At 73.4% G+C, this 23,488-nt stretch carries 17 protein-coding genes; 11 read left to right on the top strand and 6 right to left on the bottom strand.

Annotated elements, in window-relative coordinates; all coding sequences use genetic code 11:
* Nucleotides 1–119 precede the first annotated feature (119 nt).
* Entirely contained in the window at nt 120–683 is a 564-nt protein-coding gene (locus ABZ883_RS35085; protein ID WP_360913549.1) for a dihydrofolate reductase family protein, read from the top strand.
* A gap of 322 nt (nt 684–1,005) precedes the next feature.
* Here ABZ883_RS35085 and ABZ883_RS35080 read toward each other — a convergent pair whose 3' ends face one another.
* Entirely contained in the window at nt 1,006–1,737 is a 732-nt protein-coding gene (locus ABZ883_RS35080) for a bifunctional DNA primase/polymerase (protein ID WP_360913547.1), read from the bottom strand.
* A 289-nt stretch (nt 1,738–2,026) separates the two neighbouring features.
* On the opposite strand from ABZ883_RS35080, the gene ABZ883_RS35075 reads away from it, so the two are divergent.
* Nucleotides 2,027–2,698 (top strand): biliverdin-producing heme oxygenase, encoded by a 672-nt coding sequence (locus ABZ883_RS35075; protein ID WP_360913545.1) that lies wholly within the window; start codon nt 2,027–2,029, stop codon nt 2,696–2,698.
* 15 nt (nt 2,699–2,713) lie between these two features.
* Here the strand turns inward: ABZ883_RS35075 and ABZ883_RS35070 are convergent, their stop codons facing one another.
* A complete protein-coding gene (locus tag ABZ883_RS35070) occupies nt 2,714–4,099 on the bottom strand; it encodes a serine hydrolase domain-containing protein (protein WP_360913543.1) in 1,386 nt (461 codons plus the stop codon).
* 126 nt (nt 4,100–4,225) lie between these two features.
* On the opposite strand from ABZ883_RS35070, the gene ddaH reads away from it, so the two are divergent.
* Both ddaH and ABZ883_RS35060 read left to right on the top strand, forming a co-directional pair.
* Nucleotides 4,226–5,041 (top strand): dimethylargininase, encoded by an 816-nt coding sequence (gene ddaH, locus ABZ883_RS35065; RefSeq protein ID WP_360913541.1) that lies wholly within the window; start codon nt 4,226–4,228, stop codon nt 5,039–5,041.
* A gap of 19 nt (nt 5,042–5,060) precedes the next feature.
* Nucleotides 5,061–6,641, top strand: a complete 1,581-nt coding sequence (locus ABZ883_RS35060; protein WP_360913539.1) for an NAD(P)/FAD-dependent oxidoreductase — start codon at nt 5,061–5,063, stop codon at nt 6,639–6,641.
* Nucleotides 6,642–7,162: 521 nt separating this feature from the next.
* Here the strand turns inward: ABZ883_RS35060 and ABZ883_RS35055 are convergent.
* Complete coding sequence (locus ABZ883_RS35055; RefSeq protein WP_360913537.1) at nt 7,163–8,179, bottom strand: small ribosomal subunit Rsm22 family protein; 1,017 nt, start codon at nt 8,177–8,179, stop codon at nt 7,163–7,165.
* A 372-nt stretch (nt 8,180–8,551) separates the two neighbouring features.
* On the opposite strand from ABZ883_RS35055, the gene ABZ883_RS35050 reads away from it, so the two are divergent.
* The gene (locus tag ABZ883_RS35050) at nt 8,552–9,988 is read left to right on the top strand and encodes a sugar transferase (RefSeq protein WP_360913535.1); all 1,437 of its coding nucleotides are present in this window, start codon (nt 8,552–8,554) and stop codon (nt 9,986–9,988) included.
* 11 nt (nt 9,989–9,999) lie between these two features.
* On the opposite strand, the gene ABZ883_RS35045 is transcribed toward ABZ883_RS35050, so the two are convergent.
* Nucleotides 10,000–10,950 carry a GDP-L-fucose synthase gene (locus ABZ883_RS35045; protein ID WP_360913533.1) on the bottom strand — a complete coding sequence of 317 codons (951 nt, stop codon included), beginning with the start codon at nt 10,948–10,950 and terminating at the stop codon, nt 10,000–10,002.
* A gap of 95 nt (nt 10,951–11,045) precedes the next feature.
* On the opposite strand from ABZ883_RS35045, the gene gmd reads away from it, so the two are divergent.
* The 6 genes from gmd (at nt 11,046) to ABZ883_RS35015 (ending at nt 21,810) form a co-directional block, all read left to right on the top strand.
* Nucleotides 11,046–12,059, top strand: coding sequence for a GDP-mannose 4,6-dehydratase (gene gmd, locus ABZ883_RS35040; RefSeq protein ID WP_360913531.1), 1,014 nt, complete (start codon nt 11,046–11,048; stop codon nt 12,057–12,059).
* 256 nt (nt 12,060–12,315) lie between these two features.
* Nucleotides 12,316–15,024: a LamG-like jellyroll fold domain-containing protein gene (locus tag ABZ883_RS35035; RefSeq protein WP_360913529.1), complete on the top strand. Its 2,709-nt coding sequence runs from the start codon at nt 12,316–12,318 to the stop codon at nt 15,022–15,024.
* A gap of 129 nt (nt 15,025–15,153) precedes the next feature.
* Nucleotides 15,154–17,916 carry a LamG-like jellyroll fold domain-containing protein gene (locus ABZ883_RS35030; protein ID WP_360913527.1) on the top strand — a complete coding sequence of 921 codons (2,763 nt, stop codon included), beginning with the start codon at nt 15,154–15,156 and terminating at the stop codon, nt 17,914–17,916.
* A 107-nt stretch (nt 17,917–18,023) separates the two neighbouring features.
* Complete coding sequence (locus ABZ883_RS35025) at nt 18,024–20,252, top strand: LamG-like jellyroll fold domain-containing protein (protein ID WP_360913525.1); 2,229 nt, start codon at nt 18,024–18,026, stop codon at nt 20,250–20,252.
* Nucleotides 20,249–20,974, top strand: a complete 726-nt coding sequence (locus ABZ883_RS35020) for a hypothetical protein (protein ID WP_360913523.1) — start codon at nt 20,249–20,251, stop codon at nt 20,972–20,974. The genes ABZ883_RS35025 and ABZ883_RS35020 overlap by 4 nt, the downstream gene beginning before the upstream one ends.
* On the top strand, nt 20,974–21,810 hold the full coding sequence (locus ABZ883_RS35015) for a glycosyltransferase family 2 protein (protein ID WP_360913521.1): 837 nt from the start codon (nt 20,974–20,976) through the stop codon (nt 21,808–21,810). The genes ABZ883_RS35020 and ABZ883_RS35015 overlap by 1 nt, the downstream gene beginning before the upstream one ends.
* On the opposite strand, the gene ABZ883_RS35010 is transcribed toward ABZ883_RS35015, so the two are convergent.
* Nucleotides 21,755–22,918 carry a glycosyltransferase gene (locus ABZ883_RS35010; protein WP_360913519.1) on the bottom strand — a complete coding sequence of 388 codons (1,164 nt, stop codon included), beginning with the start codon at nt 22,916–22,918 and terminating at the stop codon, nt 21,755–21,757. The two genes, ABZ883_RS35015 and ABZ883_RS35010, sit on opposite strands and share 56 nt — an antisense overlap.
* On the bottom strand, nt 22,915–23,460 hold the full coding sequence (locus ABZ883_RS35005; RefSeq protein WP_360913517.1) for a WcaF family extracellular polysaccharide biosynthesis acetyltransferase: 546 nt from the start codon (nt 23,458–23,460) through the stop codon (nt 22,915–22,917). The genes ABZ883_RS35010 and ABZ883_RS35005 overlap by 4 nt, the downstream gene beginning before the upstream one ends.
* Nucleotides 23,461–23,488 lie beyond the last annotated feature (28 nt).

Raw genomic sequence — 23,488 nt, 5'->3', positions numbered from 1 at the left:
GGCGCCCCGCCGCCGGCGCGGAGGCCGGACCGTGCCGGGCCCGGCCGGTCTCCGGGCACGGTGGGGGCTCCGCCGTGGCGGTCTGTACGCCGGAGGCCGGCTCACGGGAGGCTGCCGCCATGCGGAAACTGACCTTTGCCATGAACATGAGCCTGGACGGCTACATCGCCGCGCCCGGCGACGACCTCGGCTGGAGCGTGCCGAACGACGAGCTGTTCCAGTGGTGGTCCGACCGGGTGGGCGCGACGGGCCTGGCCCTGTACGGGCGCAGGCTGTGGGAGACGATGAGCTCCCACTGGCCGACCGCCGACAAGCAGCCGGGGGCCACACCGGCGACGATCGAGTACGCCGGGCGCTGGCGGGACATGCCGAAGGCGGTGTTCTCCTCCACGACCAGCACGGTCGACGGGAACACCCGTCTGGTCACCGGCGACGCGGTCACCGAGATCACCAGGCTCAAGGCCGACGACGGCGGCCCCATGGACATCGGCGGTGCCACGCTCGCCGCGGCGGCCATGCGGGCCGGGCTGATCGACGGGTACACGATCGTCACCCATCCGGTCCTGGTGGGCGGGGGCACGCCGTTCTTCACCGCCCTGGACAACTGGGTGAACCTGACCCTGGTGGAGACCCGGACGTTTCCCGGCGGCGTGGTCCTGACCAGCTACGAGACCAAGCGCTGAGCGCTCGGCGCCGGATCGGCCCGGGCCGGGTGCCCAAGGGTCTCGCGGTGCCGTGTTCCGAGGCGGCCGGGATCCCCGACCGGACACCGGCCGGATCGTGCCGAGCGGGAGTCGGGCCGCGCCGGTCCGCGAGCGTGAGGAGGTCCGCCCACGCCGGGATGCGCGAACAGCCCTGGATCCGGCAGCAGGCCGGGCGCGGCGGCCGAGTGCACAGCGAGGCGCCGGACTTCTGCGCCTCGCGCACACCACGCCGGGGCCACGGGAACCGCGACGGGCCGGGGCTGGCACGGCGGCCGGGCTCGCCGGCGCCGGGAGGGGCGGCTCAGGCGATCCAGCCGGCCGTTTCGGGCTCGTGCTCGATCTGGGCGCAGGCGTCGGTCAGGACGGTGAGCAGCGGCAGGGGGTCGGGCAGCGGGCGGTCGGGGCCGTGGCCGGGCAGCCAGGTGACGACGGCGCCCGAGGGCAGGCGCGAGGGCGGCATCAGCACGTAGCTGGCACGGCAGTGCCAGCGCAGGCCGGGGTGCTCGTCGAGGGTCTCGGGGTGGCAGTCCAGTTCGCAGGGCCACCACTCGTCCTCGTCGGCGGTGGCGCGGGTGCCGGTGAAGAACAGGGTCCGGCCGTCGGAGACGGCGACCGGCCCGGTGGCGGCCCCCTCGGCGGCCAGGCGGTCCAGGGCGATCCGGCCGGCCTCGGCGGGGACGTCCAGGACGTCGTGGGCGATGCCGGTGGCGGTGATGAAGTTCGCGAGCGGCTCGGTGCGCAGCCAGCGGCGGATCGCCTCGGGGTCCGTGGTGGCCTGGGTCTGCCAGGCGAAGGAGACGGGGTGCCGGCCCGGGGTGGGGCAGCCGATCCGGTCGCAGGAGCAGCGGTAGCCGGACTCGGCGGAGGGGTGCGCGGCGGGGGCCAGTGGCAGGCCGGCCTCGGCGGCCGCGAGCAGCAGGTCGTCCCGGTCGCGGGCGCCCGGGATCCGCCGGGCGAGGGCGTCCTCGCCGTCGGCGTCCCGCTCCCCCGCTTTCCGGCGCAACCAGCCGGACAACCTGCCCTTGGTGACCATCGAGCCCCTTCCCTCGCCCGTGTGAACCCTCGCTCCACCCTACGTAACGAAGGAAAAGACGTGAGCGGAATCCACGGATGGTGGAATTCCATCCTGCGCCCTGTACGGATCCGGTTTGCACCCGGGGTGCCCGGAAGGTCCCCCGAAGGGGGGATGGGTGCCCGCAAATGATCCCATACCGCACCGCCCGGACGTAGCCTGGTTTCCGACAGACTGTCGGCAAGCCCATTGACTAAGGCAAGCCTAAGTGGGCACGATTCCTGCACGGCCCGACCGCAGGAGGCTCCCCTTGACGACCGCCGGCCCCTCCGGAGCCCCACCGTTCTCCACCGTGATCCGCGCCGCCTCCCACGACCGCCACACCGAGGCGGAGAACTCCACGTTCATCGGCGACCTGCTCGGCGGACGCCTCGGGGTGAGCGCGTACGCCCGGTACACCGAGCAACTGTGGTTCGTCTACCGGGCCCTGGAGGACGGAGCCGCGGCCCTGGCGGGCGACCCCGTCGCGGGACCGTTCCTGCGGCCGGAGCTGCCCCGGGTCGCCGCGCTCGAACGCGATCTGGGCCACCTGCTCGGCGCCGGCTGGCGGGAGCGGGCGGCGGTCCTGCCCGAGACCGCCGCCTACGCCGCCCGCATCACGGAGACGGCCCGCGACTGGTCGGCGGGCTATGTCGCCCACCACTACACCCGCTACCTCGGCGACCTCTCCGGCGGGCAGGTCATCCGCGGCATCGCCGAGAGGACCTGGGGCTTCACCCGCAAGGGCGACGGTGTGCGCTTCTACGTCTTCGAGGCGATCGGCAATCCCGCCGCCTTCAAGCGGGAGTACCGGGCCCTGCTGGACGCGCTGCCCGCCGGCGAACTGGAGAGGCAGCGCGTCGTGGAGGAGTGCCGCCGGGCCTTCGCCCACAACTCGGCGGTCTTCGCCGCGCTCGGGCGGGAGTTCCCGCTCACCGCCTGAGCGCGTACGGCTCCCTCACGCCCCGTGCGCCCCCCAGCCGGCCGGGTCGACGCCGCCCGGCACCGGGGCGGCGGGGTCGTAGGGGGTGCGGGTGAGAACGAACGTGCCGACGTCGAGGTGGCTGACGGTGCCGTCGGCGGAGCGGACCGCGCGCAGCGTCTCACCGTCGTAGTAGCCCTCCAGACCGGTCCAGGTGCCGTCCGGTTCGGCGCGGAAGCGGGCGCCGCGGCCGCCGCCGGGGGTCGCGGGGGCGAGTTCCAGGTCGCGGCCGGCGGTCAGCCGCAGCACGTGCGGGGAGGTGCCCCAGTACCAGGGGCCGGTCAGCGCCAGCAGTTCGGGGTCGGGGTCGGAGACCGGGCGCCAGGGCTCGGGGATGCGCGGCTCGTGCTCGGTGACGATGCGCAGCAGGTCCCGTGCGACCACCCCGGTCTGGGCGCCGGTCGTGGAGTTGGCGAGGACGACGGCGCCCAACTGCTCGACGGCGTCGCACCACAGCCCGGCCACGAAGCCGGGCATGGAGCCGCCGTGCCCGACCAGCGGGCGGCCGTCCGCCGCCGCCGTCAGCTGGAGCCCGAGGCCGTGGTCGCCGCCGGGCGCGGCGGGCCGGCGCATCTCCTCCAGAGTGGCGGCGGACAGGACGTCCTCGTCACCCGCGGCCAGGAAGGCGGCCCAGCGGCACAAGTCGTCCGCCGTCGACCACAGTTCGCCCGCCGGTGCCATCAGCCCGGTCTCGTGCACGGCCTCCGGCAGCATCAGTTCGGCGTACGGGTGCACGGCCCAGCCGCCCGCGTGCGGGGCCTGCGGGCGGCGGGTGGTGCGGGTCATGCCGAGCGGTTCGAGCACCTGGGACCAGAGCACTTCGTCCCACGGCTGCCCGTCGTGGAGCCGCTCCACGACGGCGCCGAGCAGGGCGAAGCCCGGGTTGGAGTAGTGGTGGCGCTCACCGGCCGGGTGCAGCCGGGCGTGCTCGCCGAGCAGGGCGTCGATGTCGGGGCGCAGCCCACCGGGGGTGCGCTCCCACCAGGGGCCCGGGGACTCGGAGGCCAGTCCCGCGGTGTGCGCCAGGAGTTGACGGATCGTCACCCCGCTCGCGGCGGTGGAGCCGAGGTGCTTGTCCACCGCGTCGTCCAGCCCGAGGCGTCCCGCGTCGCGCAGCCGCATCACCAGCACGGCCACGAAGGTCTTGGTGATAGAGCCGATCCGGTACTGCGTGTCCGCGTCCGGCGCGTGCCCGTCCACGCAGGACCGGGCGCCGGTCCACAAGGTGCGGCCGTCCCGGACGACGGCCGCCACGAGGGACGGCGTGCGGGAGGTGGACTGGGCAACCGCGATCCGGTGCAGCAGGGCACGGCGGGTCCCGGGGAGCAGGAGGTCGTCGGAGGCGGCGCTCGGTGTCGGCATGCGCTCACCTTAGAGGCCGCCCACCAGGGCCGAACGGGCATTTTTCGGTCCGCAATCCGGTGCGCGACGTCCGCCGCGGGTCCACCATGAGCACAACGGCCTCAACCACACCGTGAGGAGCCTTCATTGAGCGCAGCGCGAACCGCTTCGTTCCGGCGGTACCTGATGTGTCCCCCCACGTACTTCCGGGTCACCTACTCCATCAACCCGTGGATGGACCCCGCAAAGCCGGTCGATCCCGCGCTCGCCCTCTTCCAGTGGGAGGACCTCCGCGACCGGTACCGCTCGCTGGGCCACGCCGTCGAGATCCTGCAGCCGCTGCCCGGCCTGCCGGACATGGTGTTCGCGGCGAACGGCGCGACCGTGGTGGACGGACGGGTCTTCGGCGCCCGCTTCGCCAATGTCGAGCGCAAGGCGGAGGCCCCGGCGCACCGCGACTGGTTCCTCAGCCGCGGCTACACCCACGTCCACGACCCGCAGCACATCAACGAGGGCGAGGGCGACTTCGCGGTCACCGAAAGCTGGCTGCTGGCCGGCAAGGGCTTCCGCAGCAGCCCGCTGTCGCACTCCGAGCTCCAGGAGTACTTCGGCAGGCCCGTGATCGGCCTGGAGCTCACCGACCCGCACTTCTACCACCTGGACACGGCGCTGTGCGTGCTCTCCGGCGACGAGATCATGTACTACCCGGACGCCTTCTCCCCCGGCAGCCGGTCGGTGCTGCGCCGGCTCTTCCCCGACGCGCTGATCGCCACCCGCGACGACGCCCTCGCCTTCGGCATGAACTGCGTCAGCGACGGTCTGAACGTCCTGGTCCCGGCCGCGGCGAAGGGGCTGCTCAAGCCGCTGCGGGAGCGCGGTTTCGAGCCGCTCACGGTCGACATGTCCGAACTGCACAAGGCGGGCGGCAGCGTGAAGTGCTGCACCATGGAGCTGCGCGACTGACCGTGATACGAAGGGGCCCATGGTTCAGCAGCCGCAGTCGCCGCGGTCCCACCGGCCCCTTCGGACCACCTACGACGCCGTGATCGTGGGCGGCGGCCACAACGGCCTGGTCGCCGCCGCGTACCTCGCGCGGGCCGGCCGCTCGGTGCTGCTGCTGGAGCGCCTGCCCTCGACCGGCGGCGCCGCCGTCTCGACGCGGGCGTTCAGCGGCTTCGACGCGCGGCTGTCGCGCTACTCGTACCTCGTGAGCCTGCTGCCCCGGAAGATCATCGACGACCTGGGGCTGCGCTTCGCGGTGCGGCGGCGCCGGATCTCCTCGTACACCCCGCACGGGGACGGCGGCCTGCTCGTGGACGCCGGGTCGGCCGCCCGCACCCGGGAGAGCTTCGTGCGGCTCACCGGCTCCGACCGCGACTTCGAGGCGTGGCAGCGCTTCTACGGGATGACGCAGCGGGTCGCCGAGCGGGTCTTCCCGACGCTGACCGGGCCGCTGCCCTCGCGCGGCGAGCTGGAGCGGATCGTGGACGACAAGGCGGCCTGGGAGCAGTTGTTCGAACGGCCGCTGGGCGAGAGCGTCGAGGCGGCGTTCGAGGACGACGTGGTGCGGGGCGTGGTGCTCACCGACGCCCTCATCGGCACCTTCACGCACGCCCACGACCCCTCGCTGCTGCAGAACCGCTGTTTCCTCTACCACGTGATCGGCGGCGGCACCGGCGACTGGGACGTGCCCGTCGGCGGCATGGGCGCGCTCACCGACGCCCTGGCGGACGCGGCGCGGGCGGCCGGGGCGGAGATCCTCACCGGCACCGAGGTCACCGCGCTCGCCACGGACGGGACCCGGGCGGAGGTGGACTTCGACGGCGGCCGCGTGTCGGCCCGGCACGTCCTGGTCAACGCCTCGCCGCACGCCCTGGCCGGACTGCTCGGCGAGCCCGCCCCGGACCGGCCCGAGGGCGCCCAGCTCAAGGTCAACATGCTGCTGCGCCGCCTGCCGCGGCTGCGGGACGCGGACGCGGACCCGCACGAGGCGTTCTCCGGCACCTTCCACATCGCCGAGTCCTACAGCGGGCTGCAGAGCGCGTACGAGGAGGCCGCGGCGGGGGCGGTGCCCACGGCCCCGCCGTCGGAGATCTACTGCCACTCGCTGACCGACCCCACGATCCTGGCCCCCGGGCTCGTCGCGGAGGGCATGCACACCCTCACCCTGTTCGGGCTGCACGCTCCCGCGCGGCTCTTCGCGGCCGACCCCGCCGGGGCGAAGGACGCCCTGCTGAGGGCCACGCTCGCGCAGCTCGACGCGGTGCTCGCGGAGCCGCTGGCGGACTGCCTGGCCGTCGACGCGGACGGGCGGCCGTGCATCGAGGCCAAGTCGCCGCTGGACCTGGAACGGGAGGTCGGCCTGCCCGGCGGGCACATCTTCCACCGGGACCTGTCCTTCCCGTACGCGCGGGAGGACGGTGCGGACGGCGAGGACGCCGGCCCCTGGGGCGTCGGGACGGCCCACGCCAATGTGCTGCTCTGCGGCGCGGGCGCCGTCCGGGGCGGCGGCGTCAGCGGCATCCCGGGCCACAACGCGGCCATGGCGGTACTGGGCGCCTGACGGCGCGGGACCGGGTTGGGCAGACCTTGCCCCACGCCGCCACGCGCCGAAGGGACCGGGCCCCTGGCGACCGCGGGCTGCTCGGCGATGTCCACCGGCACAGGGCTCGCGACGTCCCACGCGAAGGTTCGGCCCGGCGCCCAAGCCCGCCACGCAACGCAACACAGCCGGAACGCCCCCCACCGGCTACTCCTCGGCGGCTTCCGGGGCGGCCACGCGTCGGCCCGGGCAGGAAGGCGGCACAGCCGAACTCCTCGTCGTCCACCTGCGGCAGCAACCCGGCGGGGCGACGACCCGCGGCCGGCTCAGGGCAACGTGCCGCCCGCGGACCAGCCCGGGAGCCCGCCTCCCGGACCGGCTACTCCTCAGCCGCCTTCGGGGGCGGCCAGACCTCGCCCCAGGCCACGTCGCACGCCAGCCGGCACAGGGCAACGTGCCGCTCCGGCGTCGGCCCGGGCTCGTCCACCTGCGGCAACGACCCGCCCCTGGCTCGGCGGCGCGACGCCCCACGCCCGGACCGGCTACTCCTCGGCCGCCTCCGGGGGCGGCCACGCGTCGCCCCACGCCACGTCGCGCGCCGCCCGGTACAGGGGGCCCTGCCGTTTGCTGACCGTGGTGCGCCGCAGACCCTCCTCGACGGTGCACAGGTCGATCAGCACCTGCCCCTTGCGGATCTGCGGGTGGCGCACGACCCGGTCCGGCGCGGGCCCGGCGGGGAAGCGGGCGGCCGCGACATAGCTGAACTTCTCGTCCTCGTAGGGCAGCGAGCCGCCCTTGACCTGGCGGTGCAGCGAGGTCCGGGCGACGCGGGCGGCGAAGTGGCACCAGTCGGGGGCCTGCACCGGGCAGGCCCCGTCGTGCGGGCAGGGCGCGAGGACGTGGAGGCCGGCCGCGACGAGGGCGTCGCGGGCGGCGAGCACCCGGGCGTAGCCGTCGGGGGTGCCCGGTTCGACGACGAGGACGGCGCCGCGCGCGGCGCGGGCGGCCTCGGCGACGACGGCCTCGCGGTCGGCGTCGGCCAGTTCGCCGATGACGTACGAGAGCGTGATCAGGTCGGCCTCGGGAAGCCGCGCCGCCGTGCCCAGCGGCGCCTTCACCCACTGCGCCTGCCGTACGGCCTCGTGCCCGGCGGCGCCGGCCAGGTCGCGGCCGAGGGTGAGGGCGGCGTCCGACCAGTCCAGGACGGTGCTGGTGTGCGTGCCCTCGTCCCAGGCGTCGGCGACGGCCCAGGTCGCGGCGCCCGTGCCGCCGCCCACGTCGAGGTGGCTGTCCGGCGCCCACCTCCCTGCCCGGTCGCGGAACTCCGCGAGCGCCGCGGACACGGCCGCGTAGGTCGCGGGCATGCGGTAGGACGCGTAGGCCGCCACGTCGGAGCGGTCGCGGAGGATCGGCGTGCTGCTGGGCGTACGCCCCCGGTAGGTGGCGATCAGGCGGTCGACGGCCTGGGCGGCGCGGCCCGGGGGGAGCCCGTCGAGGAGATCGGCGAGGGCGGCATGCAGAGTGGACACAAGGGACAAGGGTAAGGGCCCCTTCCGCATCGCCCGCCCCGCCGGACATCACCCGGACGGCCGAACGGGTGGACGATCGTTCGCCGGCCGCCCGGGTCCGGCCCGCGACGGGCAAACCCACCGGTTGATCTCCACACGCCGCAACACAGGCGCAATCAGCCACAAAAGGGCGGACGCTTCACTGGAGTGGTCAGATCCAGCCGAACGTGAACTTCAGGACAACGGACCTCCGAAATTTCGTAAACCGCAGCGAACGTACAACTGTTTGGCATAGCGTTCCGGCTTACTACGGCACACCGCTGCTTGGGGAAGTGGCTGGCGTGCCCACTTTGTCGCGTTGTGCCAGGGGGGTCCATGCGGCGGGTCGGTACACCCAGTTCGGAAGAGATGGATACAACTCCCGTGCAGGGCCGCGCTGTCGCGGCACCGCACGGGTCGAGCGACAAGGCGCGCTGGTACCTCCCGGTGGCCGTCGTCACCGACGCCGCCGGGGCCGGGGTGCCCGTCGGGCTCGTCTTCGACGCCACCGGCCAGCCGCATCCCCTGCTCTGCGCGGGGACCGCGGCGCTGTCATGGGCCTGTGTGCAGGCGGGGCGGCACCGTTACGCGAGCCGGGTGCTGGGCGAGTCCCGCAGCGCGCGTTCGGTGCTCCACGACTGGCTGATCCTGCTGGGCGTGCTGGCCATCGTCCGCACCGTGGTGGGCGAGGCCTCCGAGCCGCTGGTGGCGCTGCTGGCGCTCACCCCGGGGCTGCTGCTGACCGCCGTCTGCCGCAAACTGACGTACCACCACCTGATCGCGTCGCGGCGCGTGGCCCACGCCGTGCGCCGGGTGCTCGTGGTGGGCGAGCCCAGCGCGGCGGACTACGTGGTCGACCATCTCGCGGCGCGCACCGACCACGAGTACGTGGTGGTCGGCGCGGTCCCGGTCGGCCTGGCCAACCTGGAGTGCGGCGCCCCGGTCGCCGCCCGGCTGGACTCGCTGCCGCCGGCCCGTCCGAGCGGCGACTCGGGCGCGGTCCTGGCCGCCGCCCGCGAACTCGGCGCGGACCTGCTGCTGGTGGCGCCCGGTCCGCGGATGGCCGGGGAGCGGCTGCGCCGGCTGTCGTGGGCGGTGCACGACGCGGGGGTGCCGCTGGCCGTCCTGCCCGGTCTGACCGATGTCTCCGAGCGCCGTGTGGAGCTCGCCTCCGCCGCCGGGCTCACGCTCCTGCACATCAGCCCGCCGGTGCGGCGCGGGGTGCAGATCACCCTCAAGTCGGCGCTGGACCGGGTCGGGGCGGGGGTCGGACTCCTGCTGCTCTCCCCGCTGTTCGGGCTCATCGCGGCGGCCATCCGGCTGGGCTCCAAGGGCCCTGTGTTCTACCGGCAGATCCGGCACGGGCTGGACTGCGCGCCCTTCACGATGTGGAAGTTCCGCACGATGGTGGCCGACGCGGACGACCGCAAGCCGGAACTGGCGCCCGCCAACGAGAACGACGGCCTGATGTTCAAGATGCGCCGCGACCCCCGGGTCACCCGGGTCGGGCGCATCCTGCGCCGCTGCTCGCTGGACGAACTGCCCCAGCTCCTCAACGTTCTACGGGGTGACATGTCCCTGGTGGGTCCGCGTCCGCCGCTGCCCGACGAGGTCGCGCGCTACGACGAGGTCGAGCTGCGGCGGCTGGCGGTCAAGCCGGGCCTGACCGGCCTGTGGCAGGTCAGCGGGCGCTCCGAGCTCTCCTGGGACGAGACCCTCCAGCTCGACCTGCGCTACGTGGACAACTGGACGTTCACCAGCGACGTCGACCTGATGGCCCGTACGCTCCGGGCCGTGGTCGACGGCCGCGGAGCGTACTGATGCCCCGCGGCTCAGCCCGCGCCGTGCTCCCGCCACCAGGCATAGGTCGAGGCGATGCCGTCGGACAGGGCGATCTCCGGCTTCCAGCCGAGGCCGGTCAGCCGGGAGACGTCGAGCAGCTTGCGCGGGGTGCCGTCGGGCTTGCCGGTGTCCCAGGCGATGTCGCCCTCGTAGCCGACGACCTCCCGTACGGCCTCGGCCAGTTCGCGGATGGTCAGATCGGTGCCGCAGCCGATGTTGACCGGCTCGTCGCCGTCGTAGGCGCGCAGCAGCAGCGCGCAGGCGGCGGCGAGGTCGTCCACGTGCAGGAACTCCCGGCGCGGTGTGCCGGAACCCCACAGCACCACCTCGGGGGACCCGGCCGACCGCGCCTCGTGGAAGCGGCGGATCAGGGCCGGCAGCACGTGCGAGGACGCGAGGTCGAAGTTGTCGCCGGGCCCGTAGAGGTTGGTCGGCATGGCGGAGACGAAGGACGCGCCGTACTGCCGCCGGTAGGACTGCACTTGGACGATGCCCGCGATCTTGGCCAGCGCGTACGCCTCGTTCGTCGGCTCCAGCGGGCCGGTGAGCAGGGCGTCCTCGCGGATCGGCTGGGGCGCGTGCTTGGGGTAGATGCAGGACGAGCCGAGGAAGAGCAGCCGGGCGACCCGGGCGGCGTGCGCACCGGCGATCACGCTCAGCTGGATCCGCAGGTTGTCCTCCAGGAACTGCACCGGGTAGGTGCTGTTGGCCATGATGCCGCCCACCTTGGCGGCCGCCAGCACCACCGCGTCCGGGCGGGTCCCGGTCAGGAACGCCTCGGTGCGGGCCGCGTCGCGCAGGTCGAGCTCGTCGCGGCCGCGGGTGATCACCTCGTGGCCGTCGGCCTCCAACCGGCGGACAAGCGCCGATCCGACCAGTCCGCGGTGGCCCGCGACGAAGATCCGGGCACGCTCCGGCAGGGTTGCGTTCGCTTGGGTCATGACAGGCGATTCTGCCAGCCCGGGTCACCCCATAGGGGCTGAACCCAAACATCTGTACGCAAAGGAAACATATCCGACCCCAGGGGGGACAGCGCATGGGCAAGAGCGCCCTGATCACGGGTGTCACCGGCCAGGACGGCTCCTATCTCGCGGAGCTGCTGCTGAGCAAGGGCTACACGGTGCACGGCCTCGTCAGACGGTCGTCCAGCTTCAACACCGAGCGGATCGACCACATCTACCAGGGGCCCCAGGAGGCGAATCGTTCCTTCACGCTTCACCACGCCGACCTCTCCGACGGCGTGGCCCTGGTCAACCTGCTGCGCGACCTGCGCCCCGACGAGGTCTACAACCTGGGCGCGCAGTCCCATGTCCGCGTCTCCTTCGACGCGCCGCTCTACACCGGCGACGTCACCGGCCTCGGCTCGATCCGGCTGCTGGAGGCCGTGCGCGCCAGCGGCGTCGACACCCGCGTCTACCAGGCCTCTTCGTCCGAGATGTACGGCGCCACCCCGCCGCCGCAGAACGAGCGGACGCCCTTCCACCCGCGCAGCCCCTACGGCTGCGCCAAGGTCTACGGCTACTGGGCGACCGTCAACTACCGCGAGGCGTACGACATGTTCGCGGTCAACGGCATCCTGTTCAACCACGAGTCCCCGCGCCGCGGCGAGACCTTCGTGACCCGCAAGATCACCCGCGCCGTCGCCCGCATCAAGGCGGGCCTGCAGGACCGGCTCTACCTGGGCAACCTCGACGCGGTCCGGGACTGGGGCTACGCACCCGAGTACGTCGAGGCGATGTGGCTGATGCTCCAGCGCGACACCCCGGACGACTACGTGGTGGCCACCGGGGAGGCCGCCACCGTACGGCAGTTCCTGGAGACCTCCTTCGCGCACGCCGGCCTCGACCCGGCGGAGTACGTGCGCTACGACCCCAAGTACGAGCGCCCCAGCGAGGTCGACGCCCTCATCGGCGACGCGAGCAAGGCCGCCGACCTGCTCGGCTGGAAGCCCTCGGTGCGAGTGGACGAACTGGCCCGGATCATGGTCGACGCGGACTGCGAGCAGGTCGCGCGGCAGCTCGCGGGCGCGACCGTGCGCATCGACCGCTGACGCGGCCGCCGGGCTCCCGGCGGCTCCGCGCTCCACCGCTCTCCGGCCCGCACCTGGCCATATCTGCCTGCACAGGGGCGAACTCCCCCTCGCAGATGTCGGGCAGGGAACATCCGGCCGGGTATGCGGTGAACACAATTTCGTCAAACTTTCTACCGGCCCTGTTCGCACACCCCTACGCTGCGGTCCACAGGCGGGCGATTGGGCCGCTTGTGGACGAGTGGGCCTTGGGGGGCACATGCGAAGACTTGGGGCAATGACGGCCGCCGGTGCGCTGGTCGCGGGCGCGCTGGCCGGGGCGGGGATGGCGGCGGCGCCCGCCGCGACGGCGCTCACCTCGCCGGTGGCCATGACCGCCGACGACCTGCCGACCTGGCAGACCAACGGCATCGTCTGGGCGATGGCCCAGGCGCAGGGGGTCGTCTACGCGGGCGGCACCTTCTCCACCGTCCGGCCGCCGGGATCGGGGCCGGGCAGCAACGAGCAGCCGGCGGTGAACTTCGCCGCCTTCGACGCCTCGACGGGCGCGCCGACCGGCTGCAAGCTGTCGTTCACCATCGGCGCGGGCAGCACGGCCACCGTGCGGGCGCTGGCGGTCTCGCCGGACGGCGGAACGCTCTACGCGGGCGGGTACTTCAGCGCCGTCAACGGCGTCCAGGTCAACAGCCTGACCGCCGTCGACCTCGCCACCTGCACCCCGATCGCCTCCTTCCACCCGGCGGTCTCCGCGACCGTGCGGGCGCTCGACGCGACCGCGGACACCGTCTACGCGGGCGGCGACTTCACCACGGTCGCCGGTCAGTCCCGCCGCTACTTCGCGGCACTGACCTCCTCGGGGTCCCTGACCTCGTGGAACCCGGCCGGCGACAAGCCCGGGCGCGCGGTGCAGGTCACCCCGGACGGCGGCCACGTCATGATCGGCGGGGACTTCGACACGATCGGGGGCGCCGACTCGCACGCCCTGGCGGTGGTCGACGGCGGCGACGGGACGCTCACGAAGGCGTACCCGATGGGCTTCTTCCCGGCGACCTCGGTCGTCAAGGACATCACCCGCGACGCCACCGGCCTCTACGCGGGCAACGAGGGCACCGGCGGCGGCGTGTTCGACGGCCGTACCGCCTTCGACGCGGGCAGCTTCGACCAGCGCTGGCGCGACACCTGCCTGGGCGCCACCCAGTCCGTAGAGGTCTACCAAACCGTGCTGTACAGCGGCTCGCACGCGCACGACTGCAGCAGCATGGGCGAGTACCCCGACCAGCGGCGCAAGCACCTGCTGGCGGAGTCGGTGACCGATCCGCACCTGCTCGGCTGGTTCCCCGACACCAACGACGGGCTCGGGGAGGGCATCGGCCCGCGCGTGATGGCGGTCTCGTCGCGGAACAGCACCGACTACCTGTGGGTCGGCGGCGAGTTCACCACCGTCGACGGCAGCGCGCAGCAGGGCCTGACCCGCTTCGCGTCCGGCCCCGACACCGGCAACCCGACCACGCCGGAGGCCGGGGCGGCCAGTCTGTCGGCCGGCAAGGCCAAGGTGACCTGGCAGGCGAGCCTGGACAACGACGACAGCGTGCTGACGTACAAGGTCTACCGGGACGGGGGCGCCACCCCCGTGTACACGACGACCGCCACCTCCATGCCGTGGGTGCGTCCGCAGCTGAGCTTCACCGACTCCGGTCTCACCCCCGGCTCCACCCACAGCTACCGGGTGTCGGCCGGTGACGGGACCAACACCAGCCCGCTGTCCTCCACCGCCACGGTGACCGTCGCCTCGGGCAGCAACAGCTACGCGGCCGCGGTCCTGGACGACGGGGCCACGCTGTACTGGCGCTACGACGAGACGGGCGGCACCTACGCGGCCGACGCCTCCAGCGCCGACGACAACGGCGACTACGTCGGCGGCCCGTCCTACCGGCAGACCCCGGCCGCGGTGACCGGGCCCAGCACGGCGATCGGCTTCAACGGCTCGAACCAGTGGGTCTACAGCGACCGCAGCCACAGCCGGCCGGCCACCTTCTCCGTGGAGTCGTGGTTCCGGACCACCACGACCTCGGGCGGCAAGATCGTCGGCTTCGGCAACTCGACCACCGGCACCAGCGGCCAGTACGACAAGCACGTCTACATGACCAACGACGGCCGACTGGTCTTCGGCGTCTACACCGGGGCCACCAACACCGTCACCACCGGCACGTCCTACAACGACGGCGACTGGCACCACGTCGTCGCCACCCAGGACGGCGGCGGCATGAAGCTCTACGTCGACGGGGTCCTGGCCGGCACCAACCCGCAGAGCGGCAACGAGAACTACACCGGCTACTGGCGCGCGGGCGGGGACAACCTCAACGGCTGGCCCCTGCAACCCTCCAGCAACTACTTCAACGGGCAGATCGACGAGACGGCGGTCTACCCGGCCGCGCTGACCGCCGCCCAGATCGCCCACCACTACGAGCTGGCCAGTGCGCCCGCCGACACGGTGACCACGCTGACCGCGGCCGAGGACACGTACGTCAACGCCGGGGCGCCGTCGGCCAATTACGGCACCTCCGGCTCGCTCGCGGTGCGCGGCAGCTCGGCGTACCTGACCTATCTGCGCTTCAGCCTGCCGGCCGCCCCGGCCGGCCAGACCCTGAAGAGCGCGTTCCTGCGGCTGACCACCAGCACCGACCCGGCCGCCGGGACCAACGACACCGCCAACGTGGTGCCGGTGACCGGCGCCTGGACGGAGGCCGGGGCCACGTACGCCAACCGCCCGGCGCTGTCCTCGACGGTGCTCGGCAGCCTGACGGGTGCCACGGCGATCTCCACGGCGTACGCGGTACCGCTGGACGCCGCCCAGCTCAGCGGGGCGCTCGGCGGCTCGTACGCGATGGCGGTGACCAGTACCGGGACCGACGCGCTGTGGCTGTGGTCGCGGCAGGCGCCGTCCTCGGCGAACGCGCCGAGGCTGGTGCTGACGTTCGGCTCCTAGCGGGGCAATCCGGAGACCCCGGCGGAAAGTACGCGCCGGGGTCTCCTCCGGGCCGCCCGGTACGGCGTACGCTGCCGTGCCAGGCGGTTCGTCGCTTCGCCGCCGGGGGTCGCGAGGGCTGGGGGGCTCATGCGCGCTGCGGGAACCACAAGAACGGCGAGAACGCTTTCGGCCGCGCTCGCACTGACGGCGGCGTCACTGGCCGGGGCGGGGGTCGCGACCGCGCCGCCCGCCGCGGCGCTCACGGCACCGGTCGCGATGACCGCCGACCCGCTGCCGACGTGGCAGACCAACGGGGTCGTGTGGGCGATGGCCCAGCAGGGCGGCACCGTCTTCGCGGGCGGCACCTTCTCCGTCGTCCGGTCCTCCGGTGCGGGCACGACCACGCAGCCCGCCGTCAACTTCGCCGCCTTCGACGCGGCGACCGGCGCGCCCACCGGCTGCCGGCTCTCCTTCACCATCGGCTCGGGCACCGCGACCGTGCGCGCGCTGGAGGTCTCGCCGGACGGGCGGACGCTGTACGCCGGCGGCTGGTTCAACGCCGTCAACGGCGTCACCGTCAGCAGCCTGGCCGCGATCGACATCGCCACCTGCACCCCGGTGGCCTCGTTCCGGCCGTCGTTCTCGGCCACGGTGCGGGCGCTGGCGGTCACCGGCGACACCGTCTACGCGGGCGGCGACTTCACCTCGGTCGCGGGCCAGTCCCGGTCGCGCTTCGCCGCCCTGTCCACGGCCGGGGCGCTGCGCGCCTGGAACCCGGACGCCGACAAGCCCGGCCGGGCGATCCAGCTCACCCCGGACGGCGCGCACGCCGTCATCGGCGGGGACTTCGACACCGTCGGCGGCACCGGCTCGCACGCGCTGGCCGTCGTCGACACCGCGGGCGGCGCCCTGACCCGCGCCTACCCGGTGGGCTTCATCCCGCCGACGTCGGTGGTCAAGGACCTCACCGCCGACGCGACGGCGGTCTTCACCGCCAACGAGGGCACCGGAGGCGGGGTGTTCGACGGCCGCATCGCCCTGAACACCTCCGACTTCGGGCAGCGCTGGCGGGACAACTGCCTGGGCGCCACCCAGTCCGTCGTCGTGTACCGCACGGTGCTCTACAGCGGCTCGCACGCGCACGACTGCAGCAGCATGGGCGAGTACCCCAACCAGCGGCGCAAGCACCTGCTGGCGGAGTCGGTGGACGACCCGGTGCTGCTGCCCTGGTTCCCCGACACCAACGACGGCATCGGCGAGGGCCTGGGGCCGCGGGTGATGACGGTGGCCTCCTCCGGCGGCACCGACTACCTGTGGGTGGGCGGCGAGTTCACCACCGTCGCCGGGGCCGCCCAGCAGGGCCTGACGCGCTTCGCCTCCGGCCCCGACACCGGGGCGCCGAGCGTGCCCGAGGTGAACGTCTCCAGCATCCGGGCCGGTGAGGTCGCGGTGCGCTGGCGGTCCAGCCTGGACCTGGACGACGGGCCGCTGACCTACCGCGTGTACCGCGACGGCTCGGGCACGCCGGTGTACACCACCACCGGCCCCTCGCTGCCGTGGTCCCGCCCGCAGTTCACCTTCACCGACACCTCGGTCACCCCGGGCACCTCGCACTCGTACCGGGTCAGCGCGAGCGACGGCACCAACACCAGTGCCCAGTCCGCCGCCCAGTCGGTGACGGCGGCGAGCGGCACGCAGGCGTACCCCGCGCGGGTCGTCGCCGACGGCGCGACGCTGTACTGGCGCTACGAGGAGGCCTCCGGCCAGTTCGGCGCCGACTCCTCGCCGGGCGGCGACAACGCGGTCTACCTCAACGGGCCGCTGTACCGGCAGAGTCCGGGCGCGGTGCCCGGCGGCGGTACGGCCATGGGCTTCAACGGCACCAACGACTACGCCTACAGCGACGCCCGGCACCCGCGCCCGGCCGCGTACAGCATCGAGACCTGGTTCCGGACGACGACCACTTCCGGCGGCCGGCTGATCGGCTTCGGCGACCGCAATGTCGACGACAACCTGAGCGCGAGCTACGACAAGCACCTCTACATGACCAACGACGGCCGGCTGGTCTTCGGCGCGTACTCCGGCGGCACCCGCACCGTCGCCACCGCCGGCGCCTGGAACGACGGCGCCTGGCACCACGTCGTCGCCACGCAGGGCGGCGACGGCATGAAGCTCTACGTCGACGGGGCCCTGTCGGCCTCCGGCACGACCACCACCAGCCAGGACTACGCGGGCTACTGGCGGGTCGGCGGCGACAACCTCGCCGGCTGGCCGTCGCAGCCGGCGAGCAACTTCTTCTCCGGTCAGCTGGACGAGACCGCCGTGTACCCGCACGTGCTGACCGCCGCCCAGGTCGCCGCCCACCACACCCTGGGCACCGGCGGGGGCGGCACACCGCCGCCGCAGGACACCCAGGTCACGGTGGCGGCCGCCGAGGACACGTACGTCAACGCCGGGGCGCCGTCGAGCAACTTCGGCACCTCCGGGTCGCTGGCCGTGCGCGGCAGTTCGGCGTACGTCAGCTATCTGCGGTTCGCGCTGCCGTCCGCGCCCGCCGGGACCGTGCTGAAGTCGGCGGCACTGCGGCTGCGCACCAACTCCGACCCCACCGCGGGCTCCGCCGACACCGTGAGCGTCGTCCCGGTCACCGGGGCCTGGACCGAGACGGGCGCGACGTACACCAACCGGCCGGCCCTGTCCGCCACGGTGCTGGGCACGCTCAGCGGCGCGACGGCCTCCCAGACCACGTACACGGCGGCGCTGAGCGCCTCGGGGCTGAGCGGGTCGCTGGGCGGCTCCTGCGACCTGGCGCTCACCAGCGCCGGTACGGACGCGCTGTGGCTGTGGTCGAGCGAAGCGGCGGGCACCGGGAACCGTCCGGAACTCGTTCTGACATTCGGCGCACCTTAGTGCTCACTTTTTCTTCAAACCACGTCCATCGGACGTATGCCACGCCCTACCCTGCCGTGCACGGGCACCGAAGGGGAGGCCCGGGTTCTGGGGGCCTTGGGGGGCACATGAGAAAGCTCAGATCCATATCCGCCGCCTTGACCGTGGCGGCGGGTTCGCTGGCGGCCGGCGCGGTGGCACCGCAGCCGGCCGGGGCGCTGACCGCACCGGTGTCGATCACCGCCGACGCGCTGCCGACCTGGCAGACCAACGGCATCGTCTTCGCGATGGCGGAGGCGAACGGGACGGTCTTCGCGGGCGGCACCTTCTCGTCGATCCGGCCGTCCGGGGAGGCGGCCGGCGGCGCGGGCGAGCAGGAGGCGGTCAACTTCGCCGCCTTCGACGCGGCGACCGGCGCACCGACGGGCTGCAAGCTGTCGTTCACCGTCGGCTCCGGGACGGCGACCGTGCGCGCGCTGGCCGTCTCGCCGGACGGCACCACCCTGTACGCCGGCGGCTTCTTCGGCGCGGTCAACGGGACGCCGGTCAGCAGCCTGGCGGCCGTCGACACCGCCACCTGCACCGTGAAGTCCGGCTTCGGGGTCGCGGTCAACGCCACCGTGCGCGCCCTCGCCGTCAGCGACGACACCGTCTACCTGGGCGGCGACTTCTCCTCCGTCGGCGGCCAGGCGCGCAGCAACTTCGCGGCCGTGAGCACGACCGGCGCGGTCACCCCCTTCACCGCCGACGGCGACGCGCCGGGCCGCGCGCTGACGCTGACCCCGGACGGGACCAGGGCGATCCTGGGCGGCGACTTCGACCGCGTCAACGGGACGGCCTCGCACGCGCTGGCCGTGGTCGACGCCGTCAGCGGCGCGGTGGTCAAGGGCTACGGCTCCTCCTTCATCCCGTCCACCTCGGTCGTCAAGGACATCGCCACCGACGCGACCGGCTTCTACACCGGCAACGAGGGCACCGGCGGCGGCGTCTTCGACGGGCGCATCGCGATCAACCTGAGCGACCTCAACCAGCGCTGGCGGGACACCTGCCTGGGCGCCACCCAGTCGGTCGAGGTCTACAAGGACGTGCTGTACAGCGGCTCGCACGCGCACGACTGCAGCACCATGGGTGAGTACCCCAACCAGCGGCGCAAGCACCTGCTCGCGCAAGGCGTGGACAACCCGGCGAAGCTGGGGTGGTTCCCCGACACCAACGACGGCCTGGGCGAGGGCATCGGCCCGCGCGCCATGAGCCTGGCCTCCGCCGGCGGCACCGACTACCTGTGGGTCGGCGGCGAGTTCACCACCGTCAACGGCGTCGCCCAGCAGGGTCTGACCCGCTTCTCCTCCGGTCCCGACACCGGGGTGCCGACCACGCCGAACGTCAACGCCTCCAGCGTGACACCGGGCTCGGTCGACGTCCGCATCCAGACCAGCCTGGACCTGGACGACAGCTCGCTGACCTACCGCGTGTACAAGAACGGCGGCACGACCCCGGTGTACACCACGACGGCCTCGTCGCTGCCCTGGGTGCGCCCGCAGCTCACCTGGACCGACACCGACGTGACCGCGGGCGCCACGTACACCTACCGCGTGACGGCGAGCGACGGCACCAACACCACCGTCAAGTCCCCGACCCAGACGGTGACCGCGGCGACCGTGCCCGAGGCGTACCCGACGCAGGTCCTCGCCGACGGGGCCACGCTGTACTGGCGCTACAACGAGACGGCCAACACCTTCGTCGCCGACAACTCCCCCGCGGACGACGGCGGCAACCACGTCGGCGGCCCGACCCGCGGCGTCAGCCCGGGCGCGCTGACCGGCTCGGCCAGCACGGCCGTCACCTACAACGGCACGACGCAGTGGTCGTACAGCGACGCCAAGCACAGCCGCCCGTCCGCGTACAGCATCGAGACCTGGTTCAGGACGACCACCACCTCCGGCGGGAAGCTCGTCGGCTTCGGCGACCGCACCTCCGAGATCAGCGCCACCACCGACAAGCACGTCTACATGACCAACGCGGGCCGGCTGATCTTCGGTGTGCGCAGCGGCAGCAACCGCACCGTCACCACCTCCGCGGCCTACAACGACGGCCAGTGGCACCACGTCGTCGCCACGCAGGGCTCGACGGGGATGCGGCTGTACGTCGACGGCGCGCTGCAGGCGTCCAGTTCCTTCACCACCGGGGGCACCGACTACACCGGCTACTGGCACGTCGGCGGGGACAACCTGTCGGGCTGGACCAGCCGCCCCACCAGCAACTACTTCGCGGGCTCCCTCGACGAGACCGCGATCTACCCGAGCGCCCTGTCGGCGGCGCAGATCGCCCGGCACTACACCCTGGGGAAGAACGGATGACCCGCGCACCCCGCCGGGTCCGCCTCGCCGCCGCCGTCCTCGTGACGGCGGCGGCGGTGCTGCTCACCGGCTGCTCGAGCGGCTCCGGCAGTTCCGGCACCTCCGCCGGCGACCGGGCCGCGCAGGGCGCACCGGCTCCCGCCGCGACCGCGACCGCTCCCGCCGCCCCGTCCGCACCCGCCACGGACACCGCCACCGCGCCTGCCGCGCCCGCGGACCCGGCCTCGGACGCCGTGCCCAGCGGGCCCAAGGTCCCCGAGGGCGAACTGACCCCGGTCACCGGCTCCTTCACCAAGAAGGAGAAGGCCTATCTGACCGGTCGGGTCCCCAAGGGCACCGACCCCGCCGCCGTGCTCCAGCTCGGCCAGGAGACCTGCGACCGCATCGCCTCGGTCGCCGCGATCGACAAGGACGCGGCCATCGGCGGCATCATCACCGGCCAGATCGGCGGCGCCCAGGGCGCGGTCACCCATCTGTGCCCGAAGCAGGAGTCCGTCCTCGCGGCCGCCGAGACGGGCTTCGCCGACGGTGCGTACAGGGTCGGTGCCAAGGCGGTGGCGGGCCGCGTCATCACGCCCGGCACGTACCGCGCGCTGACCCCCACCGCGGACTGCACCTGGACGGTGGGGACGAAGTCCGGCACCGCCCACCGGGTCACCGTCACCGCCGCGGCCGGGACCTTCGGCTCCCGCGGCTGCTTCGCGTGGGCCAAGGAGGCCTGATGACCGCACTTGTGAGCAGGCTGCCCCTGGTGGTGGCGATCCCGACCAAGAACGAGGCCGAGAACATCGCCTCGACCGTCGACGCGGTCGCCGGCCACGTCGAGGCCGTCGTGGTCGTCGACTCCGGCAGCACGGACGACACGTGCGCGATCGCCGCGGCGCACGGCGCGCAGGTCGTCCCGTACACCTGGGACGGCGGGTACCCGAAGAAGAAGCAGTGGTGCCTGGAGAACGTCCACCCGGACGTGCCCTGGCTGCTGTTCCTGGACGGCGACGAGGTGCCGACACCGGAACTGCTCGCCGAACTGCGGGAGGTCTTCTCCCGTCCGGTGACGGCCGCCGCCTTCGACATCCCGCTGCTGTACTGGTTCGCCGGACGCCCGCTGCGGCGCGGCCACACCGTCGTCAAGCGCTCGCTGCTGGACCGCACCCGGGTCCGCTACCCGGAGGTCGACGACCTGGCGGCGCCCGGCATGGGCGAGCAGGAGGGCCACTACCAGCCGACGGCGGACGGCCCGGTCGGGCAGCTCAGGGGGCGCATCGAGCACCGCGACCTGGACCCGGTGCGCACCTGGTTCGACCGGCACAACCGCTACTCCGACTGGGAGGCGTGGCTGGAGCACCACCCCGGCACCAAGGAGCAGGTGCGCGGGCTGAAGACCCGTCAGGGGCGGCTGTTCCAGAAGGTGCCGTTCAAGCCGCTGCTCTTCTTCGGCTACACCTATGTCGCCCGGCGGGGCTTCCTCGACGGCCGCGCCGGCTTCGACTACGCGCTGGCGCTCAGTTTCTACCGCTGGCAGATCGGGCTGAAGACCCGCGAGCGGGCGCCTTCCTAGCGTGCTCGTACACCTCCTGGAGGGTGTCGAGCACGGCGTCCAGCGACAGTTCGTCCCGGATGAGGCGCCAGGCGGCCCGCGAGGCCGCCTGGTTCGCCGCCGGCTCCAGCAGGCCCAGTACCGCCGCGGCGACGTCCTCGGGGCGGTGCACGACCCGTCCGGCGCCCGCCCGCTCGATGTCGGGGGCGAGGCCGTTGGACTCCCGTACGACGACGGGTGTGCCCACCGACATCGACTCCAGCAGTGACATCGCGAACGGCTCGTCCACGGAGGGCAGGACGTAGACGTCGGCGGCGCGGAAGGCCTCCAGCGCCTCGGCGTGGCTGAGCGGGCCGACGTGCCGCACCGCGTCCGTCACCCCCAGCGCGCGGACGGCGTCCAGGGTGCCGGCCAGTTCCCCCGAGTCGGGGCCGGCCAGGACGAAGCGGGCGCCGGGGTGCCGCTCCAGCACCGCGGGGATCGCGGCGGCGAAGTCGCGCGGGCGCTTGCGGGTCTGGAAGCGCGCCAGGTAGAGCACGGTCGGCGGGCCGCTGCGCGTCCGCGGCTGGTGCAGCGCGGTGCCGTTGGGCAGCCGTACGGGGCGGGCCAGCCTGCCGGGACCGGCGACGGCCTCCAGCTCGTCGCGCTCCCACGCGGTGAGGTGCAGGACGGCGTCGGCGCGGCGCAGCAGCCGCTTGGTGGCCAGCGCGTCCAGCACCTTGGCGAGCGGCTTGTCACTGGGGTCGATCATGCCGTGGGTCTGCAGCACCAGGGGGCGGCCGCATTGGAGTGCCGCCACCGCCACCGGCAGGGTGATCAGGTCCCGCATGAGATGGACGTGGACGACGTCGGCGGAGCGCACCAGGCGCCGGGCGCCGGCCAGGAGCGACGGCGAGGTGATGCCCGAGACCTCGAAGCGCGGCAGGACGTACCGGGCCTGGAAGACCCGTGCGGGCACGCCTTCCACCGCGCCGGGCAGCCGCCCCGGCGGGAACCCGTCGCCCAGGGTAACGAGTTCGGCGTCGACACCGCGCCCGCGCAGGCCCCCCGCCAGGTTGAGGGCGACCCGGGTGGGGCCGCCGAAGGCGTTGGTGGGCGTGTGCAGGGTGACGACGTGCAGCACCTTCATGGCTGGGGCTCCTTGAGCGGGCGCGCGCCGTCGGCCGTGTGCAGGGTGAGCTCGGGGAGGTCCCCGGCGAGCACGGTCCCTGCGGCGACGACCGCGTGCCGGCCGACGGTGACCCCGGCGAGCACGATCGCGCGGGCCGCGACCCAGGCGCCGTCCTCCACCGTGATGGGCGCGTTGCGGTAGCGGAAGTCGACGGCGCGGTGGTCGTGGCTGCCGGTGCACAGCAGCGCCTCCTGGGAGACGCAGACGTCGGCGCCGATGGTGATGGGCTCCAGGTTGAGCAGCCAGGCGCCCTCGCCGATCCAGCTGCGGTCGCCGACCGTCAGCTTCCAGGGCCACAGCACCCGTACCCGGTGGCGTACGAGCACGCCTTCGCCGATCGTGGCGCCGAAGGCGCGCAGCAGGGCGACCCGCAGCCGTGCCGGGCAGAACCAGGCGGCGAAGACCGTGTTCATCACGGCGAACCACAGGGCCTGGACCGCCTTGCCCCGCCCCTTGTCGTACCCGGCCAGTGTGAAGGCCGACAGATCACGTGCCGTCACGGCGCACCCCCCTGTGTCCCCCGCACCG

The organism is Streptomyces sp. NPDC046977 (genome assembly GCF_040644455.1).
Taxonomy (GTDB): Bacteria; Actinomycetota; Actinomycetes; order Streptomycetales; family Streptomycetaceae; genus Actinacidiphila.
This window is presented reverse-complemented; position numbering and strand designations above follow the sequence as displayed.

Bases quoted from the DNA above. Each gene is read 5' to 3' on its own strand.
- ABZ883_RS35060 (WP_360913539.1), top strand. From the start codon at position 5,061: ATGGTTCAGCAGCCGCAGTCGCCGCGGTCCCACCGGCCCCTTCGGACC.
- ABZ883_RS35020 (WP_360913523.1), top strand. From the start codon at position 20,249: ATGACCCGCGCACCCCGCCGGGTCCGCCTCGCCGCCGCCGTCCTCGTG.
- gmd (WP_360913531.1), top strand. From the start codon at position 11,046: ATGGGCAAGAGCGCCCTGATCACGGGTGTCACCGGCCAGGACGGCTCC.
- ABZ883_RS35070 (WP_360913543.1), bottom strand. From the start codon at position 4,099: ATGCCGACACCGAGCGCCGCCTCCGACGACCTCCTGCTCCCCGGGACC.
- ABZ883_RS35055 (WP_360913537.1), bottom strand. From the start codon at position 8,179: ATGCGGAAGGGGCCCTTACCCTTGTCCCTTGTGTCCACTCTGCATGCC.
- ABZ883_RS35025 (WP_360913525.1), top strand. From the start codon at position 18,024: ATGAGAAAGCTCAGATCCATATCCGCCGCCTTGACCGTGGCGGCGGGT.
- ABZ883_RS35085 (WP_360913549.1), top strand. From the start codon at position 120: ATGCGGAAACTGACCTTTGCCATGAACATGAGCCTGGACGGCTACATC.
- ABZ883_RS35010 (WP_360913519.1), bottom strand. From the start codon at position 22,918: ATGAAGGTGCTGCACGTCGTCACCCTGCACACGCCCACCAACGCCTTC.
- ABZ883_RS35030 (WP_360913527.1), top strand. From the start codon at position 15,154: ATGCGCGCTGCGGGAACCACAAGAACGGCGAGAACGCTTTCGGCCGCG.
- ABZ883_RS35035 (WP_360913529.1), top strand. From the start codon at position 12,316: ATGACGGCCGCCGGTGCGCTGGTCGCGGGCGCGCTGGCCGGGGCGGGG.
- ABZ883_RS35015 (WP_360913521.1), top strand. From the start codon at position 20,974: ATGACCGCACTTGTGAGCAGGCTGCCCCTGGTGGTGGCGATCCCGACC.
- ABZ883_RS35045 (WP_360913533.1), bottom strand. From the start codon at position 10,950: ATGACCCAAGCGAACGCAACCCTGCCGGAGCGTGCCCGGATCTTCGTC.
- ABZ883_RS35080 (WP_360913547.1), bottom strand. From the start codon at position 1,737: ATGGTCACCAAGGGCAGGTTGTCCGGCTGGTTGCGCCGGAAAGCGGGG.